We start from the raw sequence: 14,062 nt of genomic DNA, 5'->3' as shown, positions 1-14,062 counted from the left end.
CCGTGGATGACGAGGCCGGACCGTTTCGGCCAACCTCCAAGGCATACCACCTGCCAACGCGACATGGCCGACCAGTCAAGATTTCTGCGTTCGTGAACTAGCCCTCGCTGGCGGGGCACTAGCCCTCGCTGGCGGGACGTATCCGCAATCGGGCGATGCGGTTCTTCTCGCGCTTCATCACCACGAAACGCTTGCCGTGGAAGGTGAAGGCCTGCTTCTCCTCCGGGATCGACTGCGTCTCATGAATGACGAGGCCGGCGATCGTGGTGGCTTCCTCGTCGGGCAGATCCCAGTCGAGCGCGCGGTTCAAATCGCGGATTGGCACCGTGCCGTCGACGACGACCGAGCCGTCGGCCTCTTTCTTGACGCCCTGCATGTCGATGTCGTGCTCGTCGGCGATCTCGCCGACGATCTCCTCGATGATATCCTCCAGCGTCACCAGCCCTTCGACCTCGCCATACTCGTCGACGACGATGGCGAAATGCGCCTTGCGCCGCAGGAAGGCGTTGAGCTGTTCCTGCAAGGTGGTGGTGTCCGGCACGAACCACGGCTTGGCCGCGATCTTCATGACGTCGATCCGCGAAAAATCGTTGCCGACCTCGTTGAGGGCCCTCAGCAGATCCTTCGCGTGCAACACGCCGACGATGTTGTCGAGCGAGCCCTTCCATAGCGGCATGCGGGTGTGCGGGCTCTGCAGGATCTCGCGCACCACCGCCTCCGGCGCATTGTCGGCATTGACCGAGCGCATATTGGTGCGGTGGACCATGACGTCCGAGACTTCGAGCTCATCGAGGTCGAACAGGCCCTCGAGCCGATTGCGCTCCTCACCGGCAGCCGCGCCCTCGCGGCGAGGTTCGTCGCCGTCTTCATCCTTGCCGTTGCGCTCGGACCGCTGCGCCGGCTCGATCGGCCGCAGCGCATAGCCGCAAGCGGCAAGCAATCGGGCGCGGAAGAAAAGCGCCAAAAGCACGATGGCGGCAAGGACGGCGGCGACGATCCAGCCGGCGCCGTTCATCCGGGATGGCTCACCTCGAGCCATCCGGGATGGTTCGATTTGAGGAAGGAGAGCACTTCCGACGACGGCACGTCCTTGGCGATGAAAGCGTGGCCGATGCCGCGCGTCAGGATGAAGGTCAGCGCGCCGCGCGAGACCTTCTTGTCCTGGGTGATGAAGCCGAGCAACGCCTCGGCGTTCGGCAGCTCGCCTGGAATGTCGGCCATCCGCCAGGGCAGGCCTACGGCGCGCAGATGCGCTTCGACGCGCTCCGCGTCGTCCGGGCTCGCCAGGTTGAGACGCGCCGAGAAACGGTGCGCCAGCGCCATGCCGATGGCGACGCCCTCGCCATGGACGAGCCTGCTCCCATCATACTGCGTGGCAGCTTCGAGCGCATGACCGAAAGTGTGGCCGAGATTGAGCAGGGCGCGGTCGCCGGTCTCGAACTCGTCGCGGGCAACGACGTCGGCCTTGGCGCGGCAGGCCTCGGCGATCGCCTCGACCCGCGCCGGACCGCCGGCAAAGACTTGCCCCCAGTTCTGTTCAAGCCAGGCGAAGAAGGCCGGGCGGTCGATCAGCCCGTATTTGGCAAGCTCAGCATAGCCGGCGCGGAACTCGCGGATCGTCAGCGTATCGAGCAACTGGGTGTCGGCAAGCACCAGCCTGGGCTGGTGGAAGACGCCGACGAGGTTCTTGCCGCGCGCGCTGTTGATGCCGGTCTTGCCGCCGACGGAAGAATCGACCTGCGCCAGCAGCGAGGTCGGTATCTGAACGAAATTCATGCCTCGGCGCACGATGCCGGAAGCAAAACCGGCAAGGTCGCCGATGACGCCGCCGCCGAGCGCGATCACCACGTCGCGGCGTTCGAGCCTTGCCGCGAGCACGCCGTCGACCACTTCCTCCAGATGGACGAAACTCTTGGTCTTTTCGCCCGCAGGCAGCGTGATGACAACGGACTGGATGCCGCCTTTGTCCAACCCAGCCTTCAGCGTGTCGAGATGCGCGGCGGCGACATTCTCGTCGGTGACGATGGCCGCGCGGGTACCAGGAAGCCGGCGTGCGATCTCCTCGCCGGAACGCGCCAGCAATCCTGAGCCGATCAGAATATCATAGGCGCGGTCGCCGAGCCCGACCTCGACCTTCACCGGTTCGCTCACGACTGAACCTCGTCAGTTGTGGCGCTTGTAGCGCCCGTTGCGATCGCGTCGATGCCGAGATGGGCGCAAAGCGCCGCGACGACTTCGCCGGCGATGATCTCCTTGCGGTCGTCGCGTGTCGGCACCGTCAGGTCGGCGATGGCATAGACCGGATAGCGCTCGCCCATCAGCTTCTCCAGCACGCCACGCGGATCGGGATTCTTCAAGAGCGGCCGGTTCTGCTTCTTCGAAACGCGCTCCATCAACAGGTCCAGATCGGCCTTCAGCCAGACCGATACGCCATGCGCGGAAATCGCCTCGCGCGTCTGCGCGTTCATGAAGGCGCCGCCGCCGGTCGACAGCACCTGCGGTCCGTTCTCCAGCAGACGCAGGATCACCCGCTGCTCCAGCGCGCGGAATTCCGGCTCGCCATAGCGCTCGAACAACTCCGGCACCGTCATGCGCGAGACGCTTTCGATCTCCTGGTCGCTGTCCATGAAGGGCAGCGACAGCATCGTCGCCACCTTGCGGCCGATCGCGGTCTTGCCGGCGCCCATCAGTCCGACGAAGACGATCGACCGGCTTCCGAGCCGTTCGATCAGCGCGGCGCGGCCTTCGTCTGTCGGATTTGATGGCAGAGCGTTCATCGGGGCCTCTTTGCGCCGTATCGACATCAAAAGCCTGTTTGCGTCAAGCACGGCCGGACAAACGGCCGCGAAGCTTCCCCGGCAAAACCTCCTGTTCAGCGAAATGCTTCGTGCTTGAATTGGCCGGATTGGCGTCCCATAAGGGCACAGGGCTTTGGAAACGCAGAACAACAAGACGGGCGAAAATTGAATGCCGACTTTGTTTCGCTTCGTCGTGACGCTGGCGGTTCTTGCAGGCATTGCCTATGGCGCGATGTTCGCGCTGGCGATGTTCGTGGAGCCGAAAAAGGCCGAAATGAGCATCCGCATTCCGGCTGAAAAGCTCAACCCGAAGAAAAACTGACCCACGAAAAACCGACAAAGAGCTGATCCCGGCCCGATGAACAGCGCCGCCCGCATCGAAGCCTTCCTCGAGATGATGAGCGCCGAGCGAGGCGCGGCCGACAACACGCTTTCGTCCTATCGTCGCGACCTGGAGGATGCTTCCGAAGCGATCAAGGGCGGACTGGCGGGCGCGGGATCGGCCGACATCCGTGCCTATCTCGACGACATCGCCGCACGTGGCTTCGCGCCGACCTCGCAGGCGCGCAAATTGTCGGCCATCCGCCAGTTCTTCAAATTCCTCTATGCCGAAGGGCTGCGCGGCGACGACCCGACCGGCACGCTGGACAGCCCGCGCAAGGGCCGGCCGCTGCCGAAGACGATGAGCGAAGCCGAGACTGGGCGCCTGCTCGACCGGGCTGCGCAGGAAGCCGGAGAATCCGGGCCGGATAGCGACAGGCTGGCCGCGTTGCGCCTGCACGCGCTGGTCGAAGTGCTCTACGCAACGGGCTTGCGCGTGTCGGAACTGGTCGGCCTGCCGGTCACGGTGGCGTTGCGCGACGATCGCTTCTTCATGGTGCGCGGCAAGGGCGACAAGGAACGCATGGTGCCGCTCTCGACCAAGGCGCGCGCCGCCATGCGCGCCTGGCTCGCCGCAAGGGCCGAGCGGCCGGCCTTTGCCGAGAGCCCGTTCCTGTTTCCGGCCTCTTCCGACAGCGGCCATCTCTCCCGGCAGGTTTTCGCCCGCGATCTCAAGGGGTTGGCCGCGCGGACGGGGATAGAAGCGGCAAAAATCTCGCCGCATGTGCTTCGCCATGCTTTTGCCAGCCATCTCCTGCAGAACGGCGCCGATCTCAGAGCCGTTCAGCAACTCCTGGGCCATGCCGACATCTCGACCACGCAGATCTACACCCACGTGCTGGAGGAGCGGCTGGTGCGGCTGGTCAACGATCATCACCCGCTTGCCGACTAGGCCTCATATCGCTATGTGAGGGCGACGTTCCACCGCCCGGAGCCGGCATTTCAGCGGTTCCGCCAGCCATTGCCTTCCGACGGATCGGTCCGCCCAAGCATGTACAACTACCTCGACTTCGAAAAGCCGGTGCAGGATCTGGAGCTCAAGATCCTTGAGCTGAAGAAGCTTGCCGAGAACGGCGAGGCGGTCGATGTCGCCGAAGAGATCAGCAGGCTGGAAAAGCGCTCGCGCGACGCTTTGCGCGATCTCTATAAGGCGCTCACGCCCTGGCAGAAGGTGCAGGTCGCGCGCCATCCAGACCGCCCGCATTGCGTCGACTACATCAAGACGCTGTTCACCGATTTCACGCCTTTGGCCGGCGACCGCAATTACGGCGACGACCAGGCGATCGTCGGCGGCTTCGCGCGTTTTCGCGGCGAGCCGGTGGCGATCATCGGCCAGGAAAAGGGCTCGGACACCGCAAGCCGCATCAAGCACAATTTCGGCTCGGTGCGGCCAGAGGGCTACCGCAAAGCGGTGCGGCTGATGGAATTGGCCGACCGCTTCCAGATCCCGCTTTTGACGCTGGTCGACACGGCCGGCGCCTATCCCGGCGTCGGCGCCGAGGAGCGCGGCCAGGCCGAAGCCATCGCGCGCTCGACCTCGGCCTGCCTGGCGCTGAAAGTGCCGTCGATCTCGGTGGTCATCGGCGAAGGAGGTTCCGGCGGCGCCATCGCGATCGCCACCGCCAATCGCGTCTATATGCTGGAGCATGCCATCTATTCGGTGATTTCGCCCGAAGGCGCCGCCTCGATCCTGTGGCGCGACACCACGCGCTCGAAGGACGCGGCGACCAACATGAAGATCACCGCGCAGGATCTTCTCGAGATGAAGATCATCGACGCCATCATTCCCGAGCCGATGGGCGGCGCCCAGCGCGCGCCGGAAACGGTGATTGCGTCCACCGGCGACCTCATCGCCAGGACGATGAAGGATTTCGCCGGCGCCAACACCGATTTCCGCGAGCAGCGCCGCGAGAAATACCTGGCGATGGGCCGCAGCCTCTGACCTCTCAAATCCCGGCAAGACGTTCAACTGTGGCCGGAATAAGCAATTCCGCCACAAAAATGCCGCCGGATTCGGCTCAATGGAAATCGCCGCGAGGGGTTTGCCAAGGCTTGCGGTAAGGAATTTTCAAGGTTAACGGGCTTACGGTCCACTGGTGTTCAGCCTATGGGCCCGGCCATGCCGAGAGCCGTTGGCCCGAGAGATAGAGACGTAGCCGTATCGATGTTTGCCAAGCTTGCCCGCACCGGAATCCTGATCGCCGCCATCGGCATCGCCGGCTGCAACGATTCGTCGATGAAGGACTTCGCGCCGGAGGCCAACAAGCCGTTGCCCGACAAGATCCTCGCCGACATGAGGGCCAAGGGCATGGTGCGCACCTCCTCGGTGATGGCGCGCATCTTCAAGGAGGAGGGCAAGCTCGAGATCTGGAAGGCCAAGACCAATGGCCGTTACGATCTTGTCGCCACCTACGACATCTGCAAATGGTCGGGAAAGCTCGGCCCCAAATACACCGAGGGCGACCGCCAGGCGCCGGAAGGTTTCTACACGGTCCGTCCCTCGCAGATGAACCCGCGCTCGAGCTACCACCTGTCCTTCAACATCGGCTTCCCCAACGCCTACGACCGCGCCAATGGCCGCACCGGCCAGAACCTGATGGTCCATGGCGCCTGCTCGTCGTCCGGCTGCTATTCGATGACCGATGCCCAGATCGAGCAGATCTATGCCTTCGGCCGCGACGCCTTCCAGGGCGGCCAGACCGAGTTCCAGATCCAGGCCTTTCCGTTCCGCATGACCGCCGCCAACATGGCGCGCTACCGCAACGACCCGAACTACGAGTTCTGGAAGATGCTGAAGGTCGGCTACGACAATTTCGAGATCACCAAGGTGCCGCCGAAGGTCGACGTCTGCGAGAAGCGCTACGTCTTCAACCAGGTCGCGCCCGAAGGCACGACCTTCGACCCGACAGGCCCCTGCCCCGCGATGACCCAGCCGGATTCGCTGAGGACCGCCTATGCCAATTACGAGAAGAGCTACGACGCGGCCTTCAATTCGGCCGTGAATTCGAGCACGCCGCCGCCGAAGCCGACGATTGCCGGCGTCAAGGAAGCCAGCATCGTTTCAGACTGGTCGAAGCGCCGCGCCCGCGGCGAGCGTGTGCCGATCGACCCGCCATCGCTGAATTCCGACGGCTCGGTGACCGAAACTAGCCGCATGGGCCGCATCGATTCCCCGCTCGGCCGCAAGATGGCGGCAGCCGACGCGGAAAAGGAAGCCAAGCGCAAGGCCGAAGAGCAGCGCCTGGCGGCGATCGAGGCGGCCAAGGCCGCCAAGGCACAGGCAAGGGCGCAGGCGCTGGCCGAGAAGGAGGCCGCCAAGCAGGCGGCGCAGCAGCCGGTCGTCACCGCTGGCGTCGAAGCCGCGCCCGCCCAGCCGGCGCAGGAAACGCAGGCCGCCGACGCCGACCAGGGCACCGTGTCGAAGCTGAAGAAGAAGCTTCTCGGCATGTTCGGCGGCTGAGATTTTTATGCATGTCGCCCAAAAGTGGAAGGCGGTTTTGGGATAACGACATGCATGAACAAAAGGCAAAGCCGCCCGCCATCTACGATCTCAAGGGACTGAACTGTCCGTTGCCGGTGCTGAAGGCCCGCAAGCGGCTGGCCGCGATGCGACCTGGCGCCCGGCTGTGGCTCGAAACCACCGATCCGCTGGCAGTGATCGATATCCCGGCCTTCTGCGCCGATGCCGGCCACCAGCTGCTCGAGACGGCGGCCGTCACTGGCGGCCACCGTTTCCTGGTCGAGCGCGGCAACGCGGCTGACCTGCTTGCTTCAGCTTAAAGCCCGGCAATCGACAGCGGATTGGCTTCCAGCGCCGCGCGGTCCGGCGTGTCGATCGACGGCTTGTTGGTGAAGGCCGCGAACAGCCGCTGGATATAGTCCTGAGGCATGTCGAGCGTGATCAGCACCAGCCTGGTTCCGCGCTGGCCGTCGGGCCAGGCCGGCAGTCTCGCCGGCGGATGCAGGATCTTCTGCACGCCATGGATGACCAGCGGCCGCGAGGGATCCTCCGCGAGTTCGATGACACCTTTCATGCGCAGGAGTTTCTCGCCATGCGTCGAGCGCAGGAGGTCGAGGAACATCTCGATCGCCGAGAACGGCACCGGGCCGTCATGGACAAGCGAGTGCGAGCGCACGCGCGTGTCGTGGCGATGCTCATGATGGTGGTGAGGATCATGGTCGCCGTCATGGTGGTGATGGTCGTGATCATGGTCGTGCGCCGCCTCTTCGCCAAGCCAGCGCCGCACGTCGGCGGACTTGGTTTCAGGATCATAGAGGCCGCAATTGAACAGCGCCGCGGCGCCGGCCTCGTCGGCATCGAGCACGACGGCGCCCGGATTGATCTGCTTGAGCCTTGCCCGCAACGCCTCGACTGCGGCCGCGTCCACAAGGTCTGTCTTGGTCAGCACGACGCGGTCGGCCACTGCGGCCTGTTTCACCGCCTCGACATGGGCGTCGAGCGTCGCCTCGCCGTTGGCGGCGTCGACCAGCGTGATGACGCCGTCGAGCCGAAACGCCTGCACCAGCGCCGGATGCGCCATGATCGACTGCAGCACCGGTGCCGGATCGGCCAGGCCCGTCGTCTCGACGACGACGCGGGCCAATTTCGCGATACGGCCGGTCTGCAGCCGGTCGACCAGATCGGCGAGCGTATCGACAAGGTCGCCACGCACCGTGCAGCAGAGGCAGCCGTCGGAAAGCTGGATGATACCGTCGGAAGCCTGCTCCACCAGCAGATGGTCGATCGCCACCTCGCCGAACTCGTTGATGATCACCGCCGTATCGGCAAGCGCCGGATCCTTGAGCAGCCGATTGAGCAGCGTCGTCTTGCCGGCGCCGAGAAAGCCGGTGAGCACCGAAACGGGAATGGGAAAGCTGCTCATTGGTTTGCCTAATTGGCAGCTTTGACGGGCTGGTCGCCCTGCGCTCCGGCAGCGGCGGTCGCCAGCGGCTCGGCGCCGGGCGGCGCCGGCCTGTCCGGCCGCCAGATCGGCAGCGGCACATCGGCATAGTTCTGGTCAGTCTGGTCGACGAACGCCTTGGGCGCGGGTCCCGTGGCGCCGCCGAGGCCGACCGCGATGAGCGTAGGGTGGGTGAGCTTCACCTGGTAAGGCGACTTCGGCTTGTCCTTTGCGGCAACTTCGGGCGCCGCCTCCGATTGCTCCGCCTTCGGCTTTTTCCCGCAGATCTCGTCATGCATGTCGTTGGGTGACAGCGTGTCACCATAGGGCTTGAGAGCGGCCAGCGTGGTCGAACCCGCCGCCGGCATCTCAAAACCCTGGTCGAGCAGCTTTGCCGCCGCTTCGGCGCGGCTGATCGCCGATTTCTCGCCAAGCACCACGGCGACCAGCGTGCGCCCGTTGCGCGTCGCCGAGCCGATCATGTTGAAGCCGGACGGGCAGACGAAGCCGGTCTTCATGCCGTCGGCGCCCGGATAGCGGCCGATCAGGAGATTGTAATTCGGGAGCGCCTTCTTGCCGACGGCAAGGCCTTCGATCGAGAACCACGGGGCATATTGCGGAAAATCATTGCGCAACGCCGTCACCAGCACGGCAAGGTCGCGCGCGGTCGTATACTGTTCCGGCGAATAGAGTCCGTTCGGGTTGACGAAATGCGTGCCCACCATGCCGAGCCGGGCAGCCTCGGCGTTCATGCGCTCGGCGAATGCGGCCTGCGACCCGCCGATATTCTCGCCGACTGCCATGGCTATGTCGTTGGCCGACTTGACCAGCATCATCTTCAGCGCGTTGTCGAGCCGCATCACCGAACCCGGTTTGAAGCCCATCTTGCTCGGCGGCTCGCCGGCCGAGTGCTTCGTCACCTTGATCGGCGAATCGAGCGCCACCTCGCCGGCCTGGATGGCGCGGAAGGCGACATAGGCCGTCATCAGCTTGCTGAGCGAGGCCGGATACCAACGCTTGAACGCGTCCTGGTGCTCCAGCACAGTGCCGCTCTTGAGGTCGAAAAGCACGACCGGATTGGCGCGCGCCGTGCCGGCAAGCCCCGGAAGCGCCAGCGCGCCTGCCAGCAACAGGTTGAGGAAATGCCTTTGCCGCATGATCAAATCCGAAATCGCCTCTTGCCGTGATCGCCGCTGGCTCCGTAAGATTTCGTTACCCATCGCCAGCATAATGCGGGCCGACCCTCGATCCCGAGCCGCATTGTTGCGGTGCTATTTACCCTATGTGACGCCAAAATGGCAAAGTGCCATATATTCACAATTGCTGAGCAGTGGCTCTGAACCGACTGCCGCCAGTCAACCAAGAGATGGACCGACCATGCCGATTCTGAACCGCGCCGCGCAAATGCAGGAAGAAGTTGCCGGCTGGCGACGACATCTGCACCAGACACCAGAGCTGAATTTCGACGTCTTCCAGACAGCCGGCTTCGTCACCGAGAAGCTGACGGCCTTCGGCTGCGACGAGGTGGTGACGGGACTGGGCAAGACCGGCGTCGTCGGCATCATCCACGGCCGCAAGGGCGATGGCCCGACCATCGGGTTGCGCGCCGACATGGACGCGCTGCCGATCGACGAGATCACCGGCAAGCCGTGGGCCTCGACCGTGCGCGGCAAGATGCATGCCTGCGGCCATGACGGCCACACCGCCATGCTCTTGGGCGCCGCCAAATATCTGGCCGAGACGCGCAATTTCGCTGGCACTGTGGCGGTGATCTTCCAGCCGGCAGAGGAAGGCGGCGGCGGCGGCAACGAAATGGTCAAGGACGGCATGATGGAGCGCTTCGACATCGAGAAAGTGTTCGGCATGCACAATATGCCGGGCCTGCCGGTCGGCCAGTTCGCCATCAAGCCCGGCCCGATCATGGCCGCGACCGCCGAATTCACCATCACCGTCAAGGGCCGCGGCGGCCATGCCGCGATGCCGCACGGCACGATCGACCCGATCGTCATCGCCAGCCAGTTGGTCGGCGCGCTGCAAACCATTGCCTCGCGCAGCACCGATCCGGTCGAGTCCGTGGTGGTGTCGGTGACGAAGTTCCACGCCGGCGACGCCTATAACGTCATCCCCGAAAGCGCCGAGATCGCCGGCACCGTGCGCACGCTGAAGAAAGAAGTGGCCAAGAAATCGGAAGAGCGCATTCGCGCACTCTGCGCCGGCCTCGCCTCCGCCTTCGGCGCTACCATCGAGGTCGATTACGACGCCAACTACCCTGTCACCTTCAACCATGCCGAGGAAACCGTGTTTGCGGGCGATATCGCCGCCGACATCGCCGGCGACAGCCACGTCCACCGCGCCATCCAGCCGGTTATGGGCGGCGAGGATTTCTCCTATATGCTGGAAGCCCGCCCCGGCGCCTTCATCTTCATCGGCAATGGCGACTCGGCCGGCCTGCATCACCCGGCCTACGACTTCAACGACGAGGTCATCCCGCACGGCATGAGCTATTGGGTGAAGCTGGCCGAGACCGCGCTCGCCGCCTGAGCGCACGCAGGCGAAGGCGGCGGCGTTCCCATCGCCTTCTCGCCTCTTGGCGAACCGGCCCGAAGCGTTTATGTGTCGGGCCGCGTGGTCCCGTAGCTCAGTAGGATAGAGCGGCAGATTCCTAATCTGTAGGTCACAGGTTCGATTCCTGTCGGGATCACCATGCTTTTCAATGGCTTGGCGAGCAAGTCGCCGCATGGTGGGTGTCAGGTCGATCCTTGTGAGAACGGCCCCGAAAGATGGTGCCTGCGCAAATGTGTGGAGAGGCGGTTCGCGGCCTCGGCGAATGTCTCGCCTCCGGAAGCGATCAGCGCCGGTCTTTCCTGTTCGGGCGCAGCCAGGACGCGTTCCCAGAACGCGGCGACGACGGCGCTCGACTGGGCGAGATCGGCGGCCGCGTTTTGATCGTCGGCCAGCGCCGCCAGATGCTGGGGATTGATGCCGCCGATACCGGGCGGGACCTTCGCTCCCATGTCGACAAAACCCGGAGGCAGCGATCCCTTCAGATTGTAGACTCGGTGCTCGGTGACGGCGGCGTAGATCTGATCGATCGCCTGCTTGGCGCCCGCGACACGGGAGGGATGGTCCGTGTCGGCCGCGGCATGCGGGAGAAGTTCCAGACGCTGGCCATAACGCTCGACCAGCTTCAGATAAGGCAGCATCGGCCCTGAAAGCGCGGCGCCGTCGGTAAAAAGGTCGGCATCGATCGCTGCGTGGGAAACACGACCCGATTCCAGCGCGCGCTCCAGCGCTGCCACATCGACCAGTTCGCCCCGGTCGTAGTTGATCAGCACGGCGCCTGGATTGAGCGCGCAAAGCACCCCGTCTGAGATCAGCCCGGTGTTGGCGTAACGTTGCTGGCCGGCATCGAAGGCACCCAGGCCAAGATGGACCGAAAGCGCGTCCGCGCCGCGCGCCGCGTCCACCATGGTCGCGGCGTAGTCGAAACCCTCCAGCTCGATCCATTTGCGGTGACGGGACCGCGCATGGATGGCGACCCGCATGCCGAAGGCCTGGCCGAGCCTGGCGAATTCCCGGCCGATATTGCCATAGCCGATCACCGCCAGTCTTTTGCCTTCGAGCTTCTCGGTCGGGTAATGCCGCAGGTCTTTTCCGGTATCGAATTGCCCACCGGCGACCAGGGCGTTGAGCCTGTCCACGGGAAGATCCGGCCTGACTTTCAGCAGCGCCTTCATGGCCATTTGCGCGGTGGCGCGGCTGTTGATGCCCGGCGTGTTCATCAACGGCGCTTCGCCGCCTTCGCCGCTGCCCCCACCCCACGATGCCGAGCCCATATTGCCGGTGCCGGCGCCGATGCGCACGCCGCCGAGGCGGAACCTGGTCTCCGCCGGAATGAACGTCGCGGCGGCGATGACGGCGTCGTAGCGGCCGTCGCCCGCCTCGGCCGACAATTCGTCGCGCGTGCTCAATTGAGGTTGGTAGAAGAAATGCAGCTTGCCGGGGCCAGGGGCGCCGGCCTTGGCGATGCCTGTCTGGTGGAACACGCCACCCTTGGCTTCGATATAAGCCTTGATCTCGCTGTGATCGGGATCGCCGTCCCCGCCAAAGCGGAGGCCGACAAAGTCGCAAATCAGAATATTGGCTGAAGTCATGGAGCGCGGTTTCCCCTGCAGCTCCCTCCAGCTACTCCAATCCGTCATCCGATAGACCGACGCGAAGCGGCATATCCGGGTCGCAAGCGAGAGATTCGTCCGGAAATTTGGACCTGCCGCGCTCGACCGCTGGTGGCGTTCAAGTGCCGCCTCGATGATCGCCGGCGTCCACCTTCCGATCGAAGGCGGCTACACCTGCCGTGATGCTCAGCCCGGGCTGCCGGCGGCCGGATTGGCGATGATCGCGGCCCGGAAGCGGGCGACGAAATCGTCGAGCGCAGGGCGTTCGGCATCCGAGATCGCCCAGTAGGAGAAGGCGTCGTCTGTCCAGTGGACCAGCAGGAAACCGCCTGCCGATAGATCGTCCGCCACCGGCACCGATTTGGCCTCGTTCTGCCGGGGTGCGGCCACCAACGTGATCAGATGCTCGTGATGGCGGTAGACCAGAGCCGGCATCGGCCTGTCGCCGATCACCTCGACGCGTCCGCCAAGCAGGGCGTAACCATCCTTGGCCATATCGGGCGCCGCCGGCGAGACGCCGATGCGGCCGTCGAGCCATGGCTTCACCGTGTGGCGGTCGGACGAGACGATGTCGACTGGAGTCGCCGCGAGCAGGCTGCGGCGATGGCCGTTGGCGACGGCCACGGCAAAGCTGTCGGCCCTATTGTCCGCCGTCGCCAGCCACTGCGTCGCGCCGCTGGCCAGAAACGCCGTCAGCACGATCGAGGCCGCCATCTGGCGCCAGTCGAAGGAGTTGAACCAGCGTGCCGCGCGCGGCCGCATCTCGACGACATTGCCTTGCTGCTGTTGCGGCTGTGACTGCGCCTTTACGGCTGTGGATTGGACGGCTTCGTCGGTCCCACTCACCTCAGCGATGGCCGCAATGCGGGCCAGAAAGTCGTCGCGGACCGTCTGGCGCGGCACATTGGCGACAGCGCCGCGCAGCGCCACTAGGCGCGCGTGTTCGGCGGCAAGCTCCGGATCGGCGGCCATGCGCCGCTCGACCGCCAGGGCGGCCGCGGCGTCGAGCTCGCCATCGACAAGGGCGTGGATCATCAGCTTCATATCCTGCGGGTCTTGCGGCAATCCATCCTCACGCGGGCGATTTTCATGCGGGCTCATGGCGCCCTCCAAGTTCCGTCATCAAGAGGCCGCGGGCTCTCGCCAGCCGCGACATCACCGTGCCCTGCGGCACGCCGAGCATGGCGGCGATCTCGCGGTAGCTGAGACCGTTGATGTCGCGCAGCACAAGTGTTTCGCGGAAGGCTTGCGGCAGCTTGGCAATCGCCCCTTCCACCGCCGCCGAATTGGCCTTGGCGATCAGCGCCGCCTCCGGGCTGTCGGCGTCAGTGTCGGGCGGCGGCGACACGTCGTCGAGATCGGCGAGGTCGCCGACGGCGACCACGCTGCGCGGGCGGTTGCGCGCCATCCATGTGTAGGAAGCGTTGCGCACGATGGTGAGCAGCCACGCGCGGGGGTTTCCCCCAGCGAACCCTGCAATGCCCGCATGCGCCTTGAGGCAGGCCTCCTGCACCACATCCTCGGCGTCGGCTTGATTGCCCGTGAGCCAGCGGGCAAGCGACAGCGCATCGCTAAGATGCGGCAGCACCACTTCGGCAAAACGCGCTGCCAGCATCTTTTCGCTCAACACCGTTCCGCCGTCGGGCGCTCCCGCCATGGGTTTGCCGCCCTCAGCGGGAGGCGACGATCTGTCCCTGCTCGTGTGGGCGAAGATCGCGACCGCAGGCGATGGCGCCTGCTTCGAGGGAGGAGAAGGCATTGGTGTCACCGGAGTCAAGTGTCTCGGAAGCAAGGCGTGCCTCGGAAG

The 14,062-nt window shown here is 64.9% G+C and carries 14 protein-coding genes and 1 tRNA gene; 7 read left to right on the top strand and 8 right to left on the bottom strand.

Features of this window, described 5'->3' with window-relative positions; genetic code table 11:
• Positions 1-118 precede the first annotated feature (118 nt).
• The 3 genes from FJ425_RS22405 to FJ425_RS22395 are packed head-to-tail and all read right to left on the bottom strand — an operon-like array spanning position 119 to position 2,777.
• The gene (locus FJ425_RS22405; protein ID WP_140692777.1) at positions 119-1,015 is read right to left on the bottom strand and encodes a transporter associated domain-containing protein; all 897 of its coding nucleotides are present in this window, start codon (positions 1,013-1,015) and stop codon (positions 119-121) included.
• Positions 1,012-2,151: a 3-dehydroquinate synthase gene (gene aroB / locus FJ425_RS22400; RefSeq protein ID WP_140726156.1), complete on the bottom strand. Its 1,140-nt coding sequence runs from the start codon at positions 2,149-2,151 to the stop codon at positions 1,012-1,014. Before aroB ends, FJ425_RS22405 begins: the two co-directional genes overlap by 4 nt.
• Positions 2,148-2,777, bottom strand: coding sequence for a shikimate kinase (locus tag FJ425_RS22395; RefSeq protein ID WP_140726153.1), 630 nt, complete (start codon positions 2,775-2,777; stop codon positions 2,148-2,150). The genes aroB and FJ425_RS22395 overlap by 4 nt, the downstream gene beginning before the upstream one ends.
• A gap of 190 nt (positions 2,778-2,967) precedes the next feature.
• Between FJ425_RS22395 and FJ425_RS22390 the strand changes: the two genes are divergently transcribed.
• The 5 genes from FJ425_RS22390 to FJ425_RS22370 all read left to right on the top strand — a co-directional run bounded on the left by FJ425_RS22390 (position 2,968) and on the right by FJ425_RS22370 (position 6,959).
• Complete coding sequence (locus tag FJ425_RS22390; protein ID WP_042643428.1) at positions 2,968-3,120, top strand: hypothetical protein; 153 nt, start codon at positions 2,968-2,970, stop codon at positions 3,118-3,120.
• Between the two features lie 36 nt (positions 3,121-3,156).
• On the top strand, positions 3,157-4,071 hold the full coding sequence (locus FJ425_RS22385) for a site-specific tyrosine recombinase XerD (RefSeq protein ID WP_140726150.1): 915 nt from the start codon (positions 3,157-3,159) through the stop codon (positions 4,069-4,071).
• A 99-nt stretch (positions 4,072-4,170) separates the two neighbouring features.
• A complete protein-coding gene (locus FJ425_RS22380; RefSeq protein WP_140726147.1) occupies positions 4,171-5,121 on the top strand; it encodes an acetyl-CoA carboxylase carboxyltransferase subunit alpha in 951 nt (316 codons plus the stop codon).
• Positions 5,122-5,343: 222 nt separating this feature from the next.
• The gene (locus FJ425_RS22375; RefSeq protein ID WP_140726144.1) at positions 5,344-6,639 is read left to right on the top strand and encodes a murein L,D-transpeptidase family protein; all 1,296 of its coding nucleotides are present in this window, start codon (positions 5,344-5,346) and stop codon (positions 6,637-6,639) included.
• A 50-nt stretch (positions 6,640-6,689) separates the two neighbouring features.
• Positions 6,690-6,959 carry a sulfurtransferase TusA family protein gene (locus tag FJ425_RS22370; RefSeq protein WP_140692794.1) on the top strand — a complete coding sequence of 90 codons (270 nt, stop codon included), beginning with the start codon at positions 6,690-6,692 and terminating at the stop codon, positions 6,957-6,959.
• Here the strand turns inward: FJ425_RS22370 and FJ425_RS22365 are convergent.
• Positions 6,956-8,062, bottom strand: coding sequence for a GTP-binding protein (locus tag FJ425_RS22365; protein WP_140726141.1), 1,107 nt, complete (start codon positions 8,060-8,062; stop codon positions 6,956-6,958). The two genes, FJ425_RS22370 and FJ425_RS22365, sit on opposite strands and share 4 nt — an antisense overlap.
• 8 nt (positions 8,063-8,070) lie before the next feature.
• Complete coding sequence (locus FJ425_RS22360; protein WP_140726138.1) at positions 8,071-9,237, bottom strand: D-alanyl-D-alanine carboxypeptidase family protein; 1,167 nt, start codon at positions 9,235-9,237, stop codon at positions 8,071-8,073.
• A gap of 220 nt (positions 9,238-9,457) precedes the next feature.
• Here FJ425_RS22360 and FJ425_RS22355 point away from each other — a divergent pair, with 220 nt between their 5' ends.
• Positions 9,458-10,621: a M20 aminoacylase family protein gene (locus tag FJ425_RS22355; protein ID WP_140726134.1), complete on the top strand. Its 1,164-nt coding sequence runs from the start codon at positions 9,458-9,460 to the stop codon at positions 10,619-10,621.
• A gap of 86 nt (positions 10,622-10,707) precedes the next feature.
• Positions 10,708-10,784, top strand: a tRNA-Arg gene (locus tag FJ425_RS22350).
• A 43-nt stretch (positions 10,785-10,827) separates the two neighbouring features.
• Here the strand turns inward: FJ425_RS22350 and FJ425_RS22345 are convergent.
• The 3 genes from FJ425_RS22345 to FJ425_RS22335 form a co-directional block, all read right to left on the bottom strand.
• The gene (locus FJ425_RS22345; RefSeq protein WP_246677984.1) at positions 10,828-12,234 is read right to left on the bottom strand and encodes an NAD(P)-dependent oxidoreductase; all 1,407 of its coding nucleotides are present in this window, start codon (positions 12,232-12,234) and stop codon (positions 10,828-10,830) included.
• Between the two features lie 207 nt (positions 12,235-12,441).
• On the bottom strand, positions 12,442-13,356 hold the full coding sequence (locus FJ425_RS22340) for an anti-sigma factor (RefSeq protein ID WP_140726126.1): 915 nt from the start codon (positions 13,354-13,356) through the stop codon (positions 12,442-12,444).
• Entirely contained in the window at positions 13,343-13,912 is a 570-nt protein-coding gene (locus FJ425_RS22335; protein WP_140726123.1) for a sigma-70 family RNA polymerase sigma factor, read from the bottom strand. Before FJ425_RS22335 ends, FJ425_RS22340 begins: the two co-directional genes overlap by 14 nt.
• Positions 13,913-14,062 lie beyond the last annotated feature (150 nt).

It is taken from the genome of Mesorhizobium sp. B2-7-2, assembly GCF_006440775.1.
Lineage (GTDB): Bacteria > Pseudomonadota > Alphaproteobacteria > Rhizobiales > Rhizobiaceae > Mesorhizobium.
The sequence above is the reverse complement of the archived record's forward strand: the minus strand, read 5'-3'. Positions and strand labels throughout refer to the sequence as shown.

What these genes read in the sequence shown, in the direction of transcription:
- FJ425_RS22405 (WP_140692777.1), bottom strand. Translation starts at nt 1,015, where the DNA reads ATGAACGGCGCCGGCTGGATCGTCGCCGCCGTCCTTGCCGCCATCGTG.
- FJ425_RS22365 (WP_140726141.1), bottom strand. Translation starts at nt 8,062, where the DNA reads ATGAGCAGCTTTCCCATTCCCGTTTCGGTGCTCACCGGCTTTCTCGGC.
- FJ425_RS22335 (WP_140726123.1), bottom strand. Translation starts at nt 13,912, where the DNA reads ATGGCGGGAGCGCCCGACGGCGGAACGGTGTTGAGCGAAAAGATGCTG.
- FJ425_RS22340 (WP_140726126.1), bottom strand. Translation starts at nt 13,356, where the DNA reads ATGAGCCCGCATGAAAATCGCCCGCGTGAGGATGGATTGCCGCAAGAC.
- FJ425_RS22385 (WP_140726150.1), top strand. Translation starts at nt 3,157, where the DNA reads ATGAACAGCGCCGCCCGCATCGAAGCCTTCCTCGAGATGATGAGCGCC.
- FJ425_RS22380 (WP_140726147.1), top strand. Translation starts at nt 4,171, where the DNA reads ATGTACAACTACCTCGACTTCGAAAAGCCGGTGCAGGATCTGGAGCTC.
- FJ425_RS22355 (WP_140726134.1), top strand. Translation starts at nt 9,458, where the DNA reads ATGCCGATTCTGAACCGCGCCGCGCAAATGCAGGAAGAAGTTGCCGGC.
- FJ425_RS22395 (WP_140726153.1), bottom strand. Translation starts at nt 2,777, where the DNA reads ATGAACGCTCTGCCATCAAATCCGACAGACGAAGGCCGCGCCGCGCTG.
- FJ425_RS22375 (WP_140726144.1), top strand. Translation starts at nt 5,344, where the DNA reads ATGTTTGCCAAGCTTGCCCGCACCGGAATCCTGATCGCCGCCATCGGC.
- FJ425_RS22345 (WP_246677984.1), bottom strand. Translation starts at nt 12,234, where the DNA reads ATGACTTCAGCCAATATTCTGATTTGCGACTTTGTCGGCCTCCGCTTT.
- FJ425_RS22360 (WP_140726138.1), bottom strand. Translation starts at nt 9,237, where the DNA reads ATGCGGCAAAGGCATTTCCTCAACCTGTTGCTGGCAGGCGCGCTGGCG.
- FJ425_RS22390 (WP_042643428.1), top strand. Translation starts at nt 2,968, where the DNA reads ATGCCGACTTTGTTTCGCTTCGTCGTGACGCTGGCGGTTCTTGCAGGC.
- FJ425_RS22370 (WP_140692794.1), top strand. Translation starts at nt 6,690, where the DNA reads ATGCATGAACAAAAGGCAAAGCCGCCCGCCATCTACGATCTCAAGGGA.